This window comes from Sphingomonas sp. BK235, assembly GCF_004345855.1.
Classification (GTDB): domain Bacteria; phylum Pseudomonadota; class Alphaproteobacteria; order Sphingomonadales; family Sphingomonadaceae; genus Sphingomonas.
Map to the genome: position 1 here is coordinate 185,232 of NZ_SLXN01000006.1, position 14,259 is coordinate 199,490.

A 14,259-nucleotide genomic window follows, 5' to 3' on the forward strand; every position below is an offset into this window, starting at 1 on the left:
ACGTCGGAAACTGACAGACCTGCCCCAGATCACCGGCACTACACGCGCGCAGGCTCGGCGCAAGACCGGCTGCGATCGACAGCTTCCGTGCGGCTTGCCCCGCCCGATCTCCGCCGCGTCCCGAACGTCACCAGCCGCTCGCGGTCGGGCAGATAGGGCCGCAGCACATAGCACGCGGCGCGAACCGACTCGCCGGTACGCACACGTCTTCGTGGCGCGCGCGGCGGTTGGCATCATCGAGCACGGCCCCGCCCGGTTCATCTGCAACGCGCGCGATCGGACCGCACGACGCTCGGGATGGGTCTGGCCGACGGGGATGCAGTCGACCCGCAGCTGCGCTGATGCTGGCGACCTCTGGCACATCCGCTTCCGCGAGCTCGCGCGCACTGCGGCAAACTTCCTAGGCGAGCAACCGCGATGACCGGGTCGCGGTAGAAGGTGGATGAAGCGGAAGGCGCGTCGACTCAGTGCTCGATCCCGCCTAGATTTCGGCAGGATACATGGAGTCTGCAAAAATGGGCATCGGTAACGACACCTACTTCGTCGATCGTAGCGACTTCTCTATAGACGAGCAGCCCGATGGCGGGTTTGACACCGTCCTCGCCTCTGTGGATTACACCCTTCCCGCCAACGTAGAAGCCATTAAGCTCGTGGGTAACGCTACATCGGCAACCGGCAATGCCTTGAATAATTATCTATACAGTAATTCGGATAAGAACTTTTCCACGCTCATTGGCGGCGATGGGGATGACACGTACTTTGTATCTTATCCTGGAGCTCGCGTTGTAGAGCAACAGGGGAAAGCTCACGGAAATGATGTCATCTACTCCTCCTACGAATTTGATCTGTTTAACACTTTTGTTGAAACGCTGGTATTGACCGGCAGCGCTCTTTCGGCGAAAGGCAATGCGCAAGGCAACATCCTTATTGGCAACGATAGCTTTAACTTTTTAGATGGTCGCGCCGGCGCAGATACGATGATTGGCGGCAAAGGCGATGACTCTTACAGAGTAGACAACGTTGGCGACAAAATAATAGAGAAACAGGGGAAAGCTGAGGGTCGCGATTTCGTCGCATCCTCCGTCAATTATGATCTTGCCGGCACGTTTGTGGAACACCTATTTCTCTCTACGGGCGGCACGCACGGCTACGGAAATTCGCAAGACAACACCCTATCCTCTGCCCTAGGAGATAATTATCTTACCGGTCGCGGGGGCAACGATATTTTCTCCTTCGCAGGGGACTTGGGGGCATGACGTTATAACCGACTTCGACGTCGATTCTGATCGACTTGCCTTTGACTATGACGTATACGACAACTTTCCAGCATTCATGAAGGATGCCGAGCAAGTCGGAGACGACGTTTTTGTCGACTTTTCCGGCTACTTCGGCACGATCCTGCTTCAAAACGTGCAGCTTTCCAGCTTAACCGAGTCGAACTTCATTTTTACTTGAGTTCACTCCTCACTCCTCACCCGGCCCGGCAGCTTAGCTCTGTCGGGCCGCTGCAAGCGGTCGTCACGGGCGCGCGGGGATCGGCACCAGCCGCGGCCCTGCGCGGTAGCTCAGTGGGAATTGCGGCCCTCAAGGTGGCCCGACTTACCACGCGGTCGCGCCCATCTGCTCCCGCCACGAGGACGAGCGCTCGTCGGATTACGAAGACCAATTGATTTACTGCAACTAGTTGCGGAATCTGTTCTGCGTGGAACTGGATGACGGAGAGATTGGTTCGGTTCAGCTCTGGATGTCCGTGTTCGAGCTCGTTTGAATATGATTTCCTCCGGCACTTCTGTCATTTCGGCAAAACCCTGCTGCCTGCGACGCGGATCTCGGCGACGACACCCGGAACGTCCTTGCCTTCCTGCCCCCCGCCAACCCACAGCCGGTATCGACCGGGGGTGACGCGCATGACGCCTTTGCCATCGGCGAAGGCGAGGTCGCGCGGCGAGAGCGAGAATTGCACCTGCCGGATCTCGCCCGGCGCAAGCCGCACGCGCTGATACCCCTTGAGCGATCGCCGCGGCAGATCGAGACGGCCCACCGGGGAAATGTAGAGCTGCGCAACCTCGTCACCGGCCATCTGGCCAGTATTACGGATCGTCGCTGCGACACTGACCGGCTGGCCGACGTGGATGGTCGATTGCACGCCGAGTGCCGAATAGTCGAAGCGGGTGTAGCTCAACCCATGCCCGAAGGGATATTCGGGACGACCGTTGAAGTAACGATAGGTACGGTTCTTCATGTCATAGTCGCCGAACGGAGGCAGCTGATCGACCGAGGCGTAGAAGGTGACGGGCAGGCGTCCCGACGGATTGACCGTTCCCGCCAGCACCTCGCCGATCGCCTGCCCCGCCGCCTCGCCGCCATACCAGGCCTGCAACACCGCCTTTGCCTTCGCCCCTGCGCTGCCATACGTCAGCGCCGAGCCTGACACGCCGACGATCGCCACCGGCCTGCCGGTCGCGACGAGTGCGTCGAGGAGCCGCTGCTGAACCGCTGGCAGCGCGATCGTGGTACGGTCGCCGCCGTTGAAGCCGGGCGCCTTGACCTTCATCTCCTCGCCCTCCAGCCCGGCGGTCAGCCCGACCATGGCGACGATCATGTCGGCGTCACCCGCCGCCTTCACCGCTTCCTGCAACAAGGCGTCTGGCTGCGGCTTCCACGTCAGCGTCAACCCCGCGCCCAGCCTTGGCGAGTGGTGGGTGAAGGCGAGCCGGAACGAGCGCGGCTTGCCCCCCTCCATGCGGATCGGCGGCGTCGACAAGGGCACGCCGGTGAAGCATTTCGAGGTCGCACGGACATCCGGCTGCCCTTCGATGCTCAGCACATAGGTCTGCTGGTCCTCCGACCAGTCACAGCGCCGGTCACCAATTTCAAAAACGTATTCGCCGTTGGCCGGCACCGTCAGCGTGCCGGCATATTCCGCGGAAAAGGCGGTTTGGTCGACGCCGGGGGCGGGCGCGATACCGTTCCAGTCATTGTCGATCTCGCGTTCGGTGCGTGTCGCGATCACCGGTCCAGCGAAACCGGCGCCGTTCCAGAAGCGCGCAGTGACGCCCTGCGCGCCGAATATGGTACGCGGTACCGTGACGGCGACCTGCTCGACGAATGGCGCGCCTTGCGCGAACGTCACCCGGTTGTTCCCCAGCGCGGCGGCGATCCCGTCGACCGGCAACACTTGCCCGACGGCGGTGCCCTTGTAATTGCCGTTTAGCGCTTCGCGGCTGGCGGCGGCGGGGCCGACCACCAGCACGCGCTTCGCCGTCGCGGCGACCGGTAGCACACGATCGTTCTTCAGCAGCACGATCGATTCCCGTGCCGCGCGCAGCGCCACCGCGCGATGCGCCGCGCTGTGGTTCTCGGCATAGGGGATCGCGGCGTAAGGAACACGCGCGGCTGGATCGAGCATCCCCAGCCGGATGCACGCGGTCATCAGTCGCCTGACCGCGGTGTCGACGTCGCGCTCGGCGAGCAGCCCCCGCCGGACCGCGTTCGGAATGGCCAGATATTCGTCGCGGAAGTTGCAGCCGGTGTCGGTGCCGGCGTTGATCGAGACCGCCGCGGCCTCCTCCCAGTTCTTCTGCGTCTTATGGCCCGCGACGAAGTCGTCGATCGCGCCGCAGTCCGAAGTGATGAACCCCTTGAACCCCCAGGCGTCGCGAACATAATCCTTCAGCAGCATCGTGCTGCCGCACGCCGGACTGCCGTTGACGGCGTTATAGGCGCACATCAGCGAATAGGCGTTCCCCTCGGTGATGGTGCGGCGAAACGCGGGTAGATAGGTTTCAGCCAGGTCCTGCGGCGCGACATCGACGTTGAAGCCGTGACGCAACGGCTCGGGACCGCTGTGGACGGCCAGATGCTTGGGCGTGGCGACCGTCAGGAAGTAGCGCGGATCGTCGCCCTGCAATCCCTCGACGAACGCAGTGCCCAGCGTGCCGGTCAGATACGGGTCCTCACCCAGCGTCTCCTGCCCGCGCCCCCAGCGCGGATCGCGGAAGATGTTGATGTTTGGCGACCAGATCGTCAGCCCGAAATAGCGGTCGACGTTGCCCTCGCGCTGCGCCTGATTGTAGCGCGCCCGCGCCTCGGTGCCGATCACGCGGCCCTCGGCCTTCAGCAATTCCCTGTCCCAGGTCGCCGCCATGCCGATTGCCTGCGGGAATACGGTTGCTTCGCCGGCGCGCGCGAGCCCGTGCAGCCCCTCGTTCCACCAGTCATAGGCGGGCAGGTCGAGGCGCGGGATCGCCGGCGCGGCATTCTGCATCTGCCGCGCTTTCTCCTCCAGCGTCATCCGCGATACCAGGTCCGCCGCCCGCTTCTCAACAGAGGCATCGGGGTCCTTGTAGACCTGCGCCGTGGCCGACAGCGGTGAGCCCATCGCGACGCCGAGGAGCAGGGCCTCACGGAAGGAAAGGGGACGGCTGATGAATGCCATGATCAAGTCCTTGGTAGAGTCAGGAGAACGGTGCTGCTCATCGCTTAGAAGCGCGTCCTGACGCCGAGCAGGAGGCGTCGATCGAGCTCTTGCGCATAGGCGAGGTTGCGGCTCGAGCGATTGTAGGTGCGGATGCTTTCCTCGGTGAGTTGATCTTCTCCAGCGACACCGACCAGTTGGCCGAGATGTCGTAGCTGACGTTCATGTCCAGCTGCCCGGAACGGCTCGACGAATAGCGGATTGCGGTCACCTCCCTGATTTGTCGCCTGGAAAAGCGGCCACGCCAATTATAGGCCAGCCGCGCGGAAACACCGTGCTTGTCGTAGATCAGCGTCGCGTTGGCGGTATCGCTCAGCCCCAGCAGCGCGAATTGATCGACGCTGGGATTAGCGCCAACATCCACGCCCACGTCGCCGCGGACATAGGTGTAGGCCGCCGCCATGCCGATGCCGGTATCGCCGAAAAGTGCTGAAATGCCGCCTCGAACCAGTGGATCTTGCCCTCGCGATTGTTGATCGGGCGGGTGACGGAGAATTGATATAGCAGGTCGCTACCGTTCGCGATGATGTCGACAGCTTTCAGCGTGTCGTCGATGAACGATTGGGTCAGCGCGCCATTGAAGCGATTGGCCTGGAATTGCTGCGTGGCGGCGGCGGTGTTGCCAGTCCGCTGCAACAGCGCGGTCATGGTGAACAGGTTGACGTCGCTGATGTCGGCGCCGATCCCTTGCTGCGCAGCCTTGGCCGCGCCGGATCGGGTGCCGCTCGCGCCGCTGGCCGTATCGCGCAGGCCGAACATATTCTGGCTGGTCTGCCCCGTGCCGACGAAGTTCTGAACGCGCTTGTCGAAGAACCCGAACGAGACGAAGCTCGACAGCTTGTAATACCATTCCAGTGACACATCGACGTTGTCGGAAATCAGCGGCGAGAGATTGGCGTTGCCGGTCGACCCCCCCGCGAACCCGCCCACCGCCGTGGCGCGGCTCGGAATGCTGACCAAGCTGGCCGAGAACAGATTGCCGAAATCCGGGCGCGCGATGGTGCGGCTGAACGAGACGCGCCCGATCAGGTTTCTCGCCATCTCGACCTGCAAATCCATCGACGGAAGCAGGTTCTCGTAGCTGCCCGTCTGCGTCACCAGCTGCTTCTGGTTCGAAACGGCCAGCGTGAAATCATTGTCCGCCGCCCACAGGATCGCCGCCGGCACCGCAACGACCGACGAAGAGACGTCGTCTTTCATGCAGCCAAGGGTCAGCGCGGGCGCACCAGGGTCATCGATATTACACTCAGCCGTACCTTCTGAGATACACCCGGGCACCGTTGGTCGATTAGCGTCGGATCAAAGCTGCGCTGAGGCCACTCAATGCGCACGTAACACCGACGACGGCGAAGATCAGGCTCGTGTCATGGTAGCTGTCGACCAGGCGGCCGACCAGCGGCTCACCGATGCCGGCGAACAGATAGGCATACATGTTCATGATTCCGGTCGCTGTCCCGGCGCGCTGGTGGCCCACTACGTCGGGCACCAGCGCCCAGAACGTCGAATGCGGCCCATAGACGAAGAAGCCGCAAAGAAAGAGCGTGGCGATGTCACCGGTCAGCGACATGGGAACAAGGTAGATGAACGCTGCGGTGATGACCGCCAGCGCCATAAACAGCGCGATCGGCTTCCATCGCACCGAGCCGAAGACATTGTCGGAAAGCCAGCCATTGGCCAAGGCACCGAAGGCCATACCGAGCGGCAAAGCCACAGTAATCCATCCCGGGTTGATCGCGGCGTGGCTTGCTGTCTTCCAGTTTGCGCCCATGAAATGCACCGGCGTCCAGACGATCAGCCCGTAGCGGGCCATGCTTTGGAAACCGAGCGCGATACCGCCGATATGGACCCTGGCGTTGCGCACGACAGCCAGATATCGATCGCGCGAATGTTCGTCATGCGGCTCGTCAGGGGTGACGTGTGTGTCCTCTTCGAGCGGCTTGAAGCCCAATTGGCGCGGGTCGTCGCGCGCAATGACGAAGAACAGGATGCCGGCGAGGGCAAGCAGCAGCACGGGTAGCCGGAAGATCCAGCGCCAATCCATGTGCAGCGTGTCGACGACGATCAGTGCCAGCACGAACGCCATCACCGACGACATGCCCGCCGCGAACAGGTACAGGCCATATGCCTTGCCCCGCTCCGCCTTGGTCCACCAGTTCGAAATCAACCTGCTGCCCGGGGCGAAGCCGAGCGCCTGAAGGTAGCCGTTGAGCCACCACCCGATGAACAACGTCTTGAACCCGATCGAGAAGCTGACCGCCCAGTTCGCCGCGGTGGACAGCAGGGCGCCTGCCGCCATGGTTCGCCGTCCGCCGAACGTGTCCCCCAGATTGCCGTTGATCGCCTGCCCGACGGCATAGCCCCACAGGATACCGGCGGAGATCCAGCCGATCGCGAATTTGCTGAGGTGAAATTCGCGTTCGATGCCGGGGATCGCAAACCCCAGCGTCTGTCGGCCCGTGTAATAGAACAGGTAGCAGAACATGACAGCGAGCAGCATGCGCCATTTCGCCCGTCGATAGGAGCGACCTTCCGTCCGCGCGATCGCAACCGTCGGCGTCGACATGATATGGCTCTTTTCCTGTAGGACCGTCGTCGCGTGGGTTGGCAGCGTGGCCGTCAGTCGACGCCGTTCAGGACGGCATCGAAGATGTCGTGGTTGCACCATGTCTCCTGCTGCGCCCTGGAGCGGTAGGAGGGATTGAGCGGGCGCGACAGCAGGAACGGAACGCGTCGCTCGCCCAAGCCGCCGTGCGAGCGTAACCGGTGCTCGCCGAGTTGCGAGAGGTCATGATCCTGGCGCCGCGCACCGATGACCGTGCGACGGTCCCCGAACACCGCGAAGTCGCCCTCCCGGTCGAGCGGCAGATCGAAGCGTTGGCAAACGGCCGCACGGTCCAAGACGAGCTCGACCCCTGCAAGCGACTGGGCGAACGTCATCATCGCGTCGACATCGCCGGCCGCGAGCAGATGGACACGGACAAAGGACCCGAGCGCGCCGTGATGCTTCACGAAGGGGTCGGCGATCGGGCAGATCACGCGGGTCGCCTGCGCGCCGAAGCGGTTGTTGAGTGCGTCTTCAAGGTAGACGACATTGGGCAGGCCCTGCGCATCGGCCTTGTCCGCCATGCCGTGATCGGCCGTCAGCGCGACCGTGGTGCCGAGCTCCAGCATACGGGCGATGCGCTGGTCGACCGCGATCAGGAAGGCGTCGGAGGCCGGCGTGCCGGGCGCGAATTTGTGCTGCACGTAATCGGAGGTCGACAGATACATCAGGTCGGGCCGTAACGTCGTCAGCAACCCGATCCCGGCATCCAGCGTGAACAGCGAGAGGTCGGCGGAATAGCGGCTGGGCCTGGCGCGCCCGACCAGATCCTCGCCGGTGCCGATACCGATCGCCGACAGATCCGCGGCGTCGGCCTGTTCCGATGAGAAACCGATGCCATGCATGTCATGGGCAAGCACCTTCAGCAGCTTGTCCTTGGCGGTGACGACGGCGGTGGTGACCCCCGCCTTGCTCATCGCCGAGAGGATCGTTCCGCAGCGCAGGCGTGCCGCATCGGTGACCATGATCTCCTCGCCGGTGTCGGCATCGAGATAATAATTGCCGTTGATGCCATGGACGACAGGCGGCACGCCCGTGATGATCGAGCTATTGTTGGTGTTGGTCGTCGTTGGCAGACCTGCGTCGGCGAGACCCATATAGCCGTTCTCGCGGAAGGCGGCCATGGTCGGCAGAATGCCGTCGGCGATCCCGCGCTCCAGATATTCGGGGTCGAAGCCGTCCAGGCAGATGACGACGGTCGGCTTGGTGGGCAGCGCATAGTGACGGCCGTTGGCCTCGATACGGCCGACAGGCGAGGCGCTCAGGTTTATCTCGGACACTCGATCTCTCCGCGCATGGGCGTTCGGACGATTGCCTCTGAGAGCGAGAGCCGCGGTCGCACAATCGAATATACAGCGCAAACGTGTGAGTTTAAGTTGGGCGTAACTGACAAAAAACCGACTTAAATTCGCAAGGCTGGCATGAAAGAGCGCGATCTTCCCCTGACGGCCCTGCGGGCCTTTGCCACCGCCGCCCGGTCAGAAAACCTGATGGCGGCGGCCAGGCAGCTCGGCGTGACGCACGGCGCGGTCAGCAAACAGATCGCGGTGCTGGAGGCGCAGCTTGGCCAGGAGCTCTTCGTGCGCGAGGGCCGCTCGCTCCGGCTCAGTCCTTATGGTCAGGTCTTGGCCGAACGTGTCACGCAATCGATGCGCGATCTGGTGGCCGCCTGCGATCATGTCCGGCGAGACCGCGAGCGTCGGGTCATCTCGGTCGAAGCACCGACGACCTTCGCGATGTATTTCCTGCTGCCCGCCATCAAGCAGTTCGAGCAGGACCATCCCGGTTATGCCGTCTGGGTATCGACACGGACGACCAATCAGGTTCCCGATTTCGGGCGGCACGATATCGTTATCACACGCGGGCCGGGACTGCAGAAAGGTGCGCGGATCGCCCATACCTATTGCCTGTTCGAGGAGGCGCTGACGGTGGTGTGCAGCGGCCTGTCCCTGCACGAGAGACCTATGGCGCAGCCGGCCGACATATCGGGCCACGCCCTGATCGCGTCGGCGAGCCGCCCCGGCGACTGGGATTCTTGGTTCGCTCAGGCGGGCGTGGAGGGCCACAGGCTCCTCGGGGGGCATGTCTTCGATCATCTGTTCGTCGCCATGCACGCGGTTCGCGACAATCTGGGAGCCACCGTCGCGCCGAAACAGTTCGTTGCCCATCTAGACCGCGACTATGGCTTGGTTTGCCCGTTTCCAGACATAGCGTTCCCGGGAAAATCCTGCATCGCCAACGTGACGACGGCAGCAGATCGCTCCGGTGCGGATCGGCTCCTCCAGTGGCTGAGCGCGCGGTCAAGATAGGGGGTGAGCCCAATTCTCACAGATATGCGACTATTATTCGAATCTGAGTGACAGGAAATTGTCATGGCGCAACCCTATCCGCCGATCCGTTCCCAACGGGCCACAAGGTTATGAAGGAAATTGGGTCGATCGCCGACGGCAGTGTGTCGAAGGAGGCGCTCTGCGGTGCTGCGACAACGGCTCGCCCCATTTCCGTGCTCCGATGGCCAACTTTGGTGGAAGGACGAATTCTTGAGGCTCGCCATCCCAGCCTACGTCACCGCTGCGACCCTGTTGGTCGCGGCCCTGTCCCCTGCGGCCGGCCAGATGGCATCGGTCGACCGGCTGTACGAGAGTACGCTGTCGCCGCGCGAGGTCGTCGATACGCTGTCGCACTACGGATCGCTCTATCCCAGCGCGATCGTGGCGCATGGCCGCAACCCGCATATCCTAGAGCGCGACCCGCGCCCTTTTCCCGCGATCAGCTTTCGTAGCCATGATGGCGACTATGACCTGAACGACTATCTGTCGTACAATCGCGTCGCCGGTCTGCTCGTCCTCAAGGACGGGCGCATCGCCTATGAACATTACGACCTGGGCATCGATCAGGATACGCATTGGGCTTCCTTCTCGATGGCGAAGTCGTTCACGTCGGTGCTGGCCGGCGTCGCGGTCAAGGACGGGTTTATCGGCAGCGTCGACGATCCCGTGGTCCGCTATGTCCCTGCGTTGAAAGGTAGCGGCTATGACAAGGTGTCCGTCCGGCAGGTGATGCAGATGGCATCGGGCCTGCAATTGGATGAAACCTATGCCGATCCGCGATCCGACCGCCGGCAGTTGCTGGCGCGGATGCGAAGCGGCAAGCCCCATGCCGCGCTGGACTTCATCCGCACGAAGCCCAGCGCGGTCGCGCCGGGCACGCGCTGGCAGTATAATTCCGGCGAAGGCCATGTGCTCGCCGCGGTCGTCGAGAATGCGACAGGCAAGCCGCTCTGGCAGTATTTGCGCGATCGGATATGGATCCCCGCCGGGATGGCGAGCGACGCGACATGGTGGCTCGACAGCCTCGACGGCGGAGCCCAGGGGACGGCCGGCCTAACCGCGACGCTGCAGGATTATGGACGGTTCGGGCTGTTCGCGGCGTCGAACGGCGTCATCGACGGCCGCAAGACCTTGCCCGACCGTTGGTTCGCCGAAGCCGGTGCGCCGCATGCGATCGGCGGCAAGACGGTCGATTACGGCTATATGTGGTGGGTGCCCGATCAGGCCGATCCGATCCAGAAAGGCGCCTATGAAGCGCGCGGCATGTACGGCCAGTATATCTATGTGAACCCGGCGGAGAATGTCGTGATCGTGGCGCTGCGCGCGCCGTCGAAGGGGGCGGTCCGCCCCCATGACCTCGATGACGATGCGTTCTTCGCTGCCGTCACGCGGTCATTGCGCCGTCCGTGAGGGCCGGACCCACCGCCGGTCCTGACTGAACCGACCGGGGGTGGCCCGATCGGGCCCCCCTTTTATCATCGCGTTGGCCTCTGCTCCCGCCGAGAATCTAGGATTTTCGGCTGCGACGTCGCGCAGGCCTTCCTCACTCTCGGAGGTATACCCTGCCGAAACACGGCTGCTGGAACAGCTTTCCCGTTCAATCAGGGTCACTTGCAGAGATATTGAACACTCGGCTGCGAGGGGCTGGCAGCTGGTGGAACAGAAGGGGCCGGCATGACGCTCTTCGGCTACGCGCGGATATCAACGATCGATCAGGGCCTCGGCATCCAAGAGGCTGCGCTGCGCGCGGCGGGCTGCCGGCGGAGGGCCTCCAGGCGGCGAAGGCCCGCGGTGTCTACAAGGGCGACAAGCCGCGCATCGATCCGGCGGCCGTGCGCAAGCTCGCGGCCGAAGGTGTGAGGCCAACGCACATCGCGCGCCAGCTCGGTATCTCGCGTGTGCGTCGGTGATCTTGTACGCACGTCCCGCGGACTGGCTCGACGGCACGCCAGCTCGCTCAGCATGCGATACCCTCGATCCGTTCGTGATTGCGGGGGTTGTGTTGAGCGTCAGTGGGACCGGGAACAACCCGTCAAGCCACGGGGACGTGGCCCGGATTGGCGGTAACTGGGAACAGGTGAGATTAGGTTTTGGTGGAAGGGGCTGCTGCTGGAATGATGGTCATAGATCCTCGGAAATGCGTTGTTTTTGAGGTGTAGCGTTTGGCTGATGCCCCCTCGGGTGCCCCCAGCTTTGGCCCGCTCAGGCGGCGGAGAGCCGAGAATCGAGCCAGGTCGAGACGGCCGCTTCCCACCAGCCGACCGACCGGGCGGTCAGTCGAACCGGCTGCGGGAATTCGCCCGAGTTGATGAGGCGATAGATCGTCGCCCGGCTGAGCCCGGTGGTCGCGATCACGTCGTTGATCCGGAGGAAGCGACCGCGTGCGAGCGGGCATCCCGCCCGCTTCGCCTCGGCAATCGTGCGGGGCGTGTGAGCGGCCGCCATCACCGATCCCCTGCTGGCTGTCGCGGGGTGGCGGAAAGCTCGTCGGCGATAGCCTGCACAAGCCCGATTGAAGCCTCATCCGACAAGCCCCGCTTGCGGCAGGCATTCCACGCAGCGATGCGCCACGGCTCTCCCGCATCCACCACCGTCGCGGTCGCGACAGGGGGCGGTACGTGCAGGGCAGCCGTGAGCAGGCGGATCGCGTCGAGCGCCTCGTCGTAGGTGCCATCGCCGGCGCCGCGCAGAATGGCCTCGCCGGCTTGGAGCGCAGCGGTGACCTTTTCAGATGCGCCTGCGGCGGATCCGCATTGCTCGCACCAGCCTTCGTTGCTCATCGCCTGCTCGATCGCGTGCACCAGGCAGAGCGGGTCGCTGTCGTCGTGCTCGCTCAGCTGCTGTGGCCAGTAGAGCGGGTGTCCGGCTGGCACCTCGTGGTCGTGGCTGCACAGTCGCTTGCCGCTCGAGCGGCGCTCTCCAAGGTGGAGGCGCCCAAGCTGGCGAGGAAGCGCGCTTGCGGGAACGGTCCGGATCTCGACCGAGAAGCGGGCGACGATCCAAGCCGTTGTCGCGGCCAGGTGGACGGCCTCGAACTGGTTGGCGCCGTCCGGATAGGTCCGCGCGACCAGGGCGACGATCGCCGCCATCGTGCTTTCGGGAACGGAGTCGACCGGCGCGCCGGCGGTGAGCGGGGCATGGTCGGGCATCAGCCGATCACCTCGTATTCTGCGATATCGAAGGGGTGACCCGTCCGGGTCCAGCGACAGCCCATCTTGCCGTCGGCCGGCCACTCGTGAGGCGCGACGCCAGCGGGGTCGCGCTCGAGGCGCACGCGGACGCGGCGGCCGATCGCCTCCTGCGGGAGGAAGCCGGGGTTCGTCTTCACGAGCCCCACTCCATGTCGTCATGGCAATCCCCGCAGATCTCGTTGGGATCTGAGCTGCTGCCGCAGCAGATGCACGGCTCCGCCGGCGTCGGGCCGTCGAGCAGCCGGTAGGCGAGGACGTCATGCCAGAGGACCTGGTCCGCCCAGCGAGGCTCGGTGACGGCGCCATCATTACAGAGCGCGATGACGCGCACCTGGCTGTCGAAGGAGGGGCGCGCGAACTGGTCGACCGCGACCATGCCATATGCGGCGCAATACGTGCGGAGCGGCCATACCATGCCGTCCGCCCGCACCGTCGTGGGGTGTGAGCTGATCATCCTAGGTTGTCCAAGCTGACGGGTGGATGGGGGCGCCGCTTGCCGCGCCGCTCGAGGCCGGCGAACGGACGATAGTCGACGAGGTCGATCATGAAGCGGCGGCAGACCCGCTGCAGGGTACGGCGCGAGCACCGCAGCGCGCTCATCGCGCGTGCCGCGTCAGCGCCGTCCGCTGCGAGCCCCTTGAGGTAGATGGCACGGCGAACGGACGCCGAGGTCGCGCCGATCTCAGCGGCGACCTGGCCGATCAGACGCGACGGGGCGCGCATCAGAGCATGCCCAGCGCTTGCATGTAGACCTCGAGGATCGACTGCTCTTCTTGGAACTCCTCGCGCTTCTGCTTGCGGATCTTCATGATCTGGCGGATCGCCTTGGCGTCGTAGCCGCGGCTCTTGGCTTCGGCGAAGACGTCCTTGATGTCGTCGGCGATGCCCTTCTTCTCTTCCTCGAGGCGCTCGGCGCGCTCGATCAACAGCCGCAGCTCGTCCGCTGCGACGGCGCCGCCGCCCATGCCTTCCTGGCGATCGCCGGCCATCAGCCCTGCCCTCCGAAGATGATCGTGACGTGCGGGCCGGCGCCGAGCAGCGCAGCGCCCTCGCAGAAGGTCAGCCCCATCAGCAGGCCGGCGATCGCCATCAGCGCGGTGACGCTCGGCCTCGCCTGCGCCTGAGCGGCGCGCGCCGGAACGCGGCGCTGGGTTCGGCCGCGGCTCACTCGGCACCGCCGGCGCGCTCGCAGCGCGTGCAAAGGTGCGAGGTCGCCCAGCTGCACGCCCGGCCGCTGTCGGAGCACGAACAGCCATCGAACTCACTGCAGCCGCAGCTGCGGCATACCGAGGGATGCCGCTCGACGGGATCATCGGCGAGCTGGCGATAAACGGTCGCGTCGAGCGGGATCACGCGCGCAATACGCTCGATTATCGCGTCGGTACGTGCGGTCGCTCCGCGCGCCTCAAGCCGCGTGATGATGCTGCGCGCTTCACCGGCGCGGCGACCCGGGCCGAGCCGATCGGCGAGCTGGTCGACGGTGAGGCCGGCGGCCGTGCGGCGGAGCCGCAGGTACTCGGACGCCTGCAGGGGACCGAGCGCCGAGGGCGTCTGGGCAGGGCGGAAGTGGGATGAGGCGAACATCTTCAAGGTCGTTCTCTCCAGGCAGCACGAGGCCGCTCCCGGAAGCGCATGCGACCGAGGCGGCAGGTCAGTTGT

General features: G+C 64.3%; 16 protein-coding genes. 3 read left to right on the top strand and 13 right to left on the bottom strand.

All coding sequences use genetic code 11. The features are described 5' to 3' along the window. Positions 1-515 precede the first annotated feature (515 nt). On the top strand, positions 516-1,256 hold the full coding sequence (locus EV292_RS15980; RefSeq protein WP_132910237.1) for a hypothetical protein: 741 nt from the start codon (positions 516-518) through the stop codon (positions 1,254-1,256). Positions 1,257-1,792: 536 nt separating this feature from the next. Here the strand turns inward: EV292_RS15980 and EV292_RS15985 are convergent. The 5 genes from EV292_RS15985 to phnA all read right to left on the bottom strand — a co-directional run bounded on the left by EV292_RS15985 (position 1,793) and on the right by phnA (position 8,359). Then, complete coding sequence (locus tag EV292_RS15985) at positions 1,793-4,438, bottom strand: glycoside hydrolase family 3 C-terminal domain-containing protein (protein ID WP_132910238.1); 2,646 nt, start codon at positions 4,436-4,438, stop codon at positions 1,793-1,795. 37 nt (positions 4,439-4,475) lie between these two features. Beyond that, positions 4,476-4,880 carry a hypothetical protein gene (locus EV292_RS23150; RefSeq protein ID WP_243693811.1) on the bottom strand — a complete coding sequence of 135 codons (405 nt, stop codon included), beginning with the start codon at positions 4,878-4,880 and terminating at the stop codon, positions 4,476-4,478. Continuing rightward, positions 4,790-5,677, bottom strand: a complete 888-nt coding sequence (locus tag EV292_RS15990; protein ID WP_243693812.1) for a TonB-dependent receptor — start codon at positions 5,675-5,677, stop codon at positions 4,790-4,792. Before EV292_RS15990 ends, EV292_RS23150 begins: the two co-directional genes overlap by 91 nt. An 88-nt stretch (positions 5,678-5,765) precedes the next feature. Then, positions 5,766-7,040 (bottom strand): MFS transporter, encoded by a 1,275-nt coding sequence (locus EV292_RS15995; RefSeq protein WP_207913446.1) that lies wholly within the window; start codon positions 7,038-7,040, stop codon positions 5,766-5,768. 53 nt (positions 7,041-7,093) lie between these two features. Then, positions 7,094-8,359, bottom strand: coding sequence for a phosphonoacetate hydrolase (phnA, locus tag EV292_RS16000; protein WP_207913447.1), 1,266 nt, complete (start codon positions 8,357-8,359; stop codon positions 7,094-7,096). A gap of 141 nt (positions 8,360-8,500) precedes the next feature. Between phnA and EV292_RS16005 the strand changes: the two genes are divergently transcribed. Both EV292_RS16005 and EV292_RS16010 read left to right on the top strand, forming a co-directional pair. Further along, positions 8,501-9,388 (top strand): LysR substrate-binding domain-containing protein, encoded by an 888-nt coding sequence (locus EV292_RS16005; RefSeq protein ID WP_132910239.1) that lies wholly within the window; start codon positions 8,501-8,503, stop codon positions 9,386-9,388. A 231-nt stretch (positions 9,389-9,619) separates the two neighbouring features. Then, positions 9,620-10,819 (top strand): serine hydrolase domain-containing protein, encoded by a 1,200-nt coding sequence (locus tag EV292_RS16010; protein WP_132910240.1) that lies wholly within the window; start codon positions 9,620-9,622, stop codon positions 10,817-10,819. A 792-nt stretch (positions 10,820-11,611) separates the two neighbouring features. On the opposite strand, the gene EV292_RS16020 is transcribed toward EV292_RS16010, so the two are convergent. The 8 genes from EV292_RS16020 to EV292_RS16055 are packed head-to-tail and all read right to left on the bottom strand — an operon-like array spanning position 11,612 to position 14,190. Continuing rightward, positions 11,612-11,854 carry an AlpA family transcriptional regulator gene (locus EV292_RS16020; protein ID WP_132910241.1) on the bottom strand — a complete coding sequence of 81 codons (243 nt, stop codon included), beginning with the start codon at positions 11,852-11,854 and terminating at the stop codon, positions 11,612-11,614. Beyond that, positions 11,854-12,558 carry a hypothetical protein gene (locus EV292_RS16025; protein ID WP_132910242.1) on the bottom strand — a complete coding sequence of 235 codons (705 nt, stop codon included), beginning with the start codon at positions 12,556-12,558 and terminating at the stop codon, positions 11,854-11,856. The genes EV292_RS16020 and EV292_RS16025 overlap by 1 nt, the downstream gene beginning before the upstream one ends. After that, positions 12,558-12,737 (bottom strand): hypothetical protein, encoded by a 180-nt coding sequence (locus EV292_RS16030; protein ID WP_132910243.1) that lies wholly within the window; start codon positions 12,735-12,737, stop codon positions 12,558-12,560. The genes EV292_RS16025 and EV292_RS16030 overlap by 1 nt, the downstream gene beginning before the upstream one ends. Continuing rightward, positions 12,734-13,054 carry a hypothetical protein gene (locus EV292_RS16035; RefSeq protein ID WP_165927149.1) on the bottom strand — a complete coding sequence of 107 codons (321 nt, stop codon included), beginning with the start codon at positions 13,052-13,054 and terminating at the stop codon, positions 12,734-12,736. Before EV292_RS16035 ends, EV292_RS16030 begins: the two co-directional genes overlap by 4 nt. Beyond that, a complete protein-coding gene (locus tag EV292_RS16040) occupies positions 13,051-13,323 on the bottom strand; it encodes a hypothetical protein (protein ID WP_132910245.1) in 273 nt (90 codons plus the stop codon). The genes EV292_RS16035 and EV292_RS16040 overlap by 4 nt, the downstream gene beginning before the upstream one ends. After that, positions 13,323-13,589, bottom strand: coding sequence for a DUF2312 domain-containing protein (locus EV292_RS16045; protein WP_132910246.1), 267 nt, complete (start codon positions 13,587-13,589; stop codon positions 13,323-13,325). Before EV292_RS16045 ends, EV292_RS16040 begins: the two co-directional genes overlap by 1 nt. Next, a complete protein-coding gene (locus EV292_RS16050) occupies positions 13,589-13,768 on the bottom strand; it encodes a hypothetical protein (RefSeq protein WP_132910247.1) in 180 nt (59 codons plus the stop codon). The genes EV292_RS16045 and EV292_RS16050 overlap by 1 nt, the downstream gene beginning before the upstream one ends. Further along, complete coding sequence (locus EV292_RS16055) at positions 13,765-14,190, bottom strand: helix-turn-helix transcriptional regulator (protein ID WP_132910248.1); 426 nt, start codon at positions 14,188-14,190, stop codon at positions 13,765-13,767. The genes EV292_RS16050 and EV292_RS16055 overlap by 4 nt, the downstream gene beginning before the upstream one ends. Positions 14,191-14,259 lie beyond the last annotated feature (69 nt).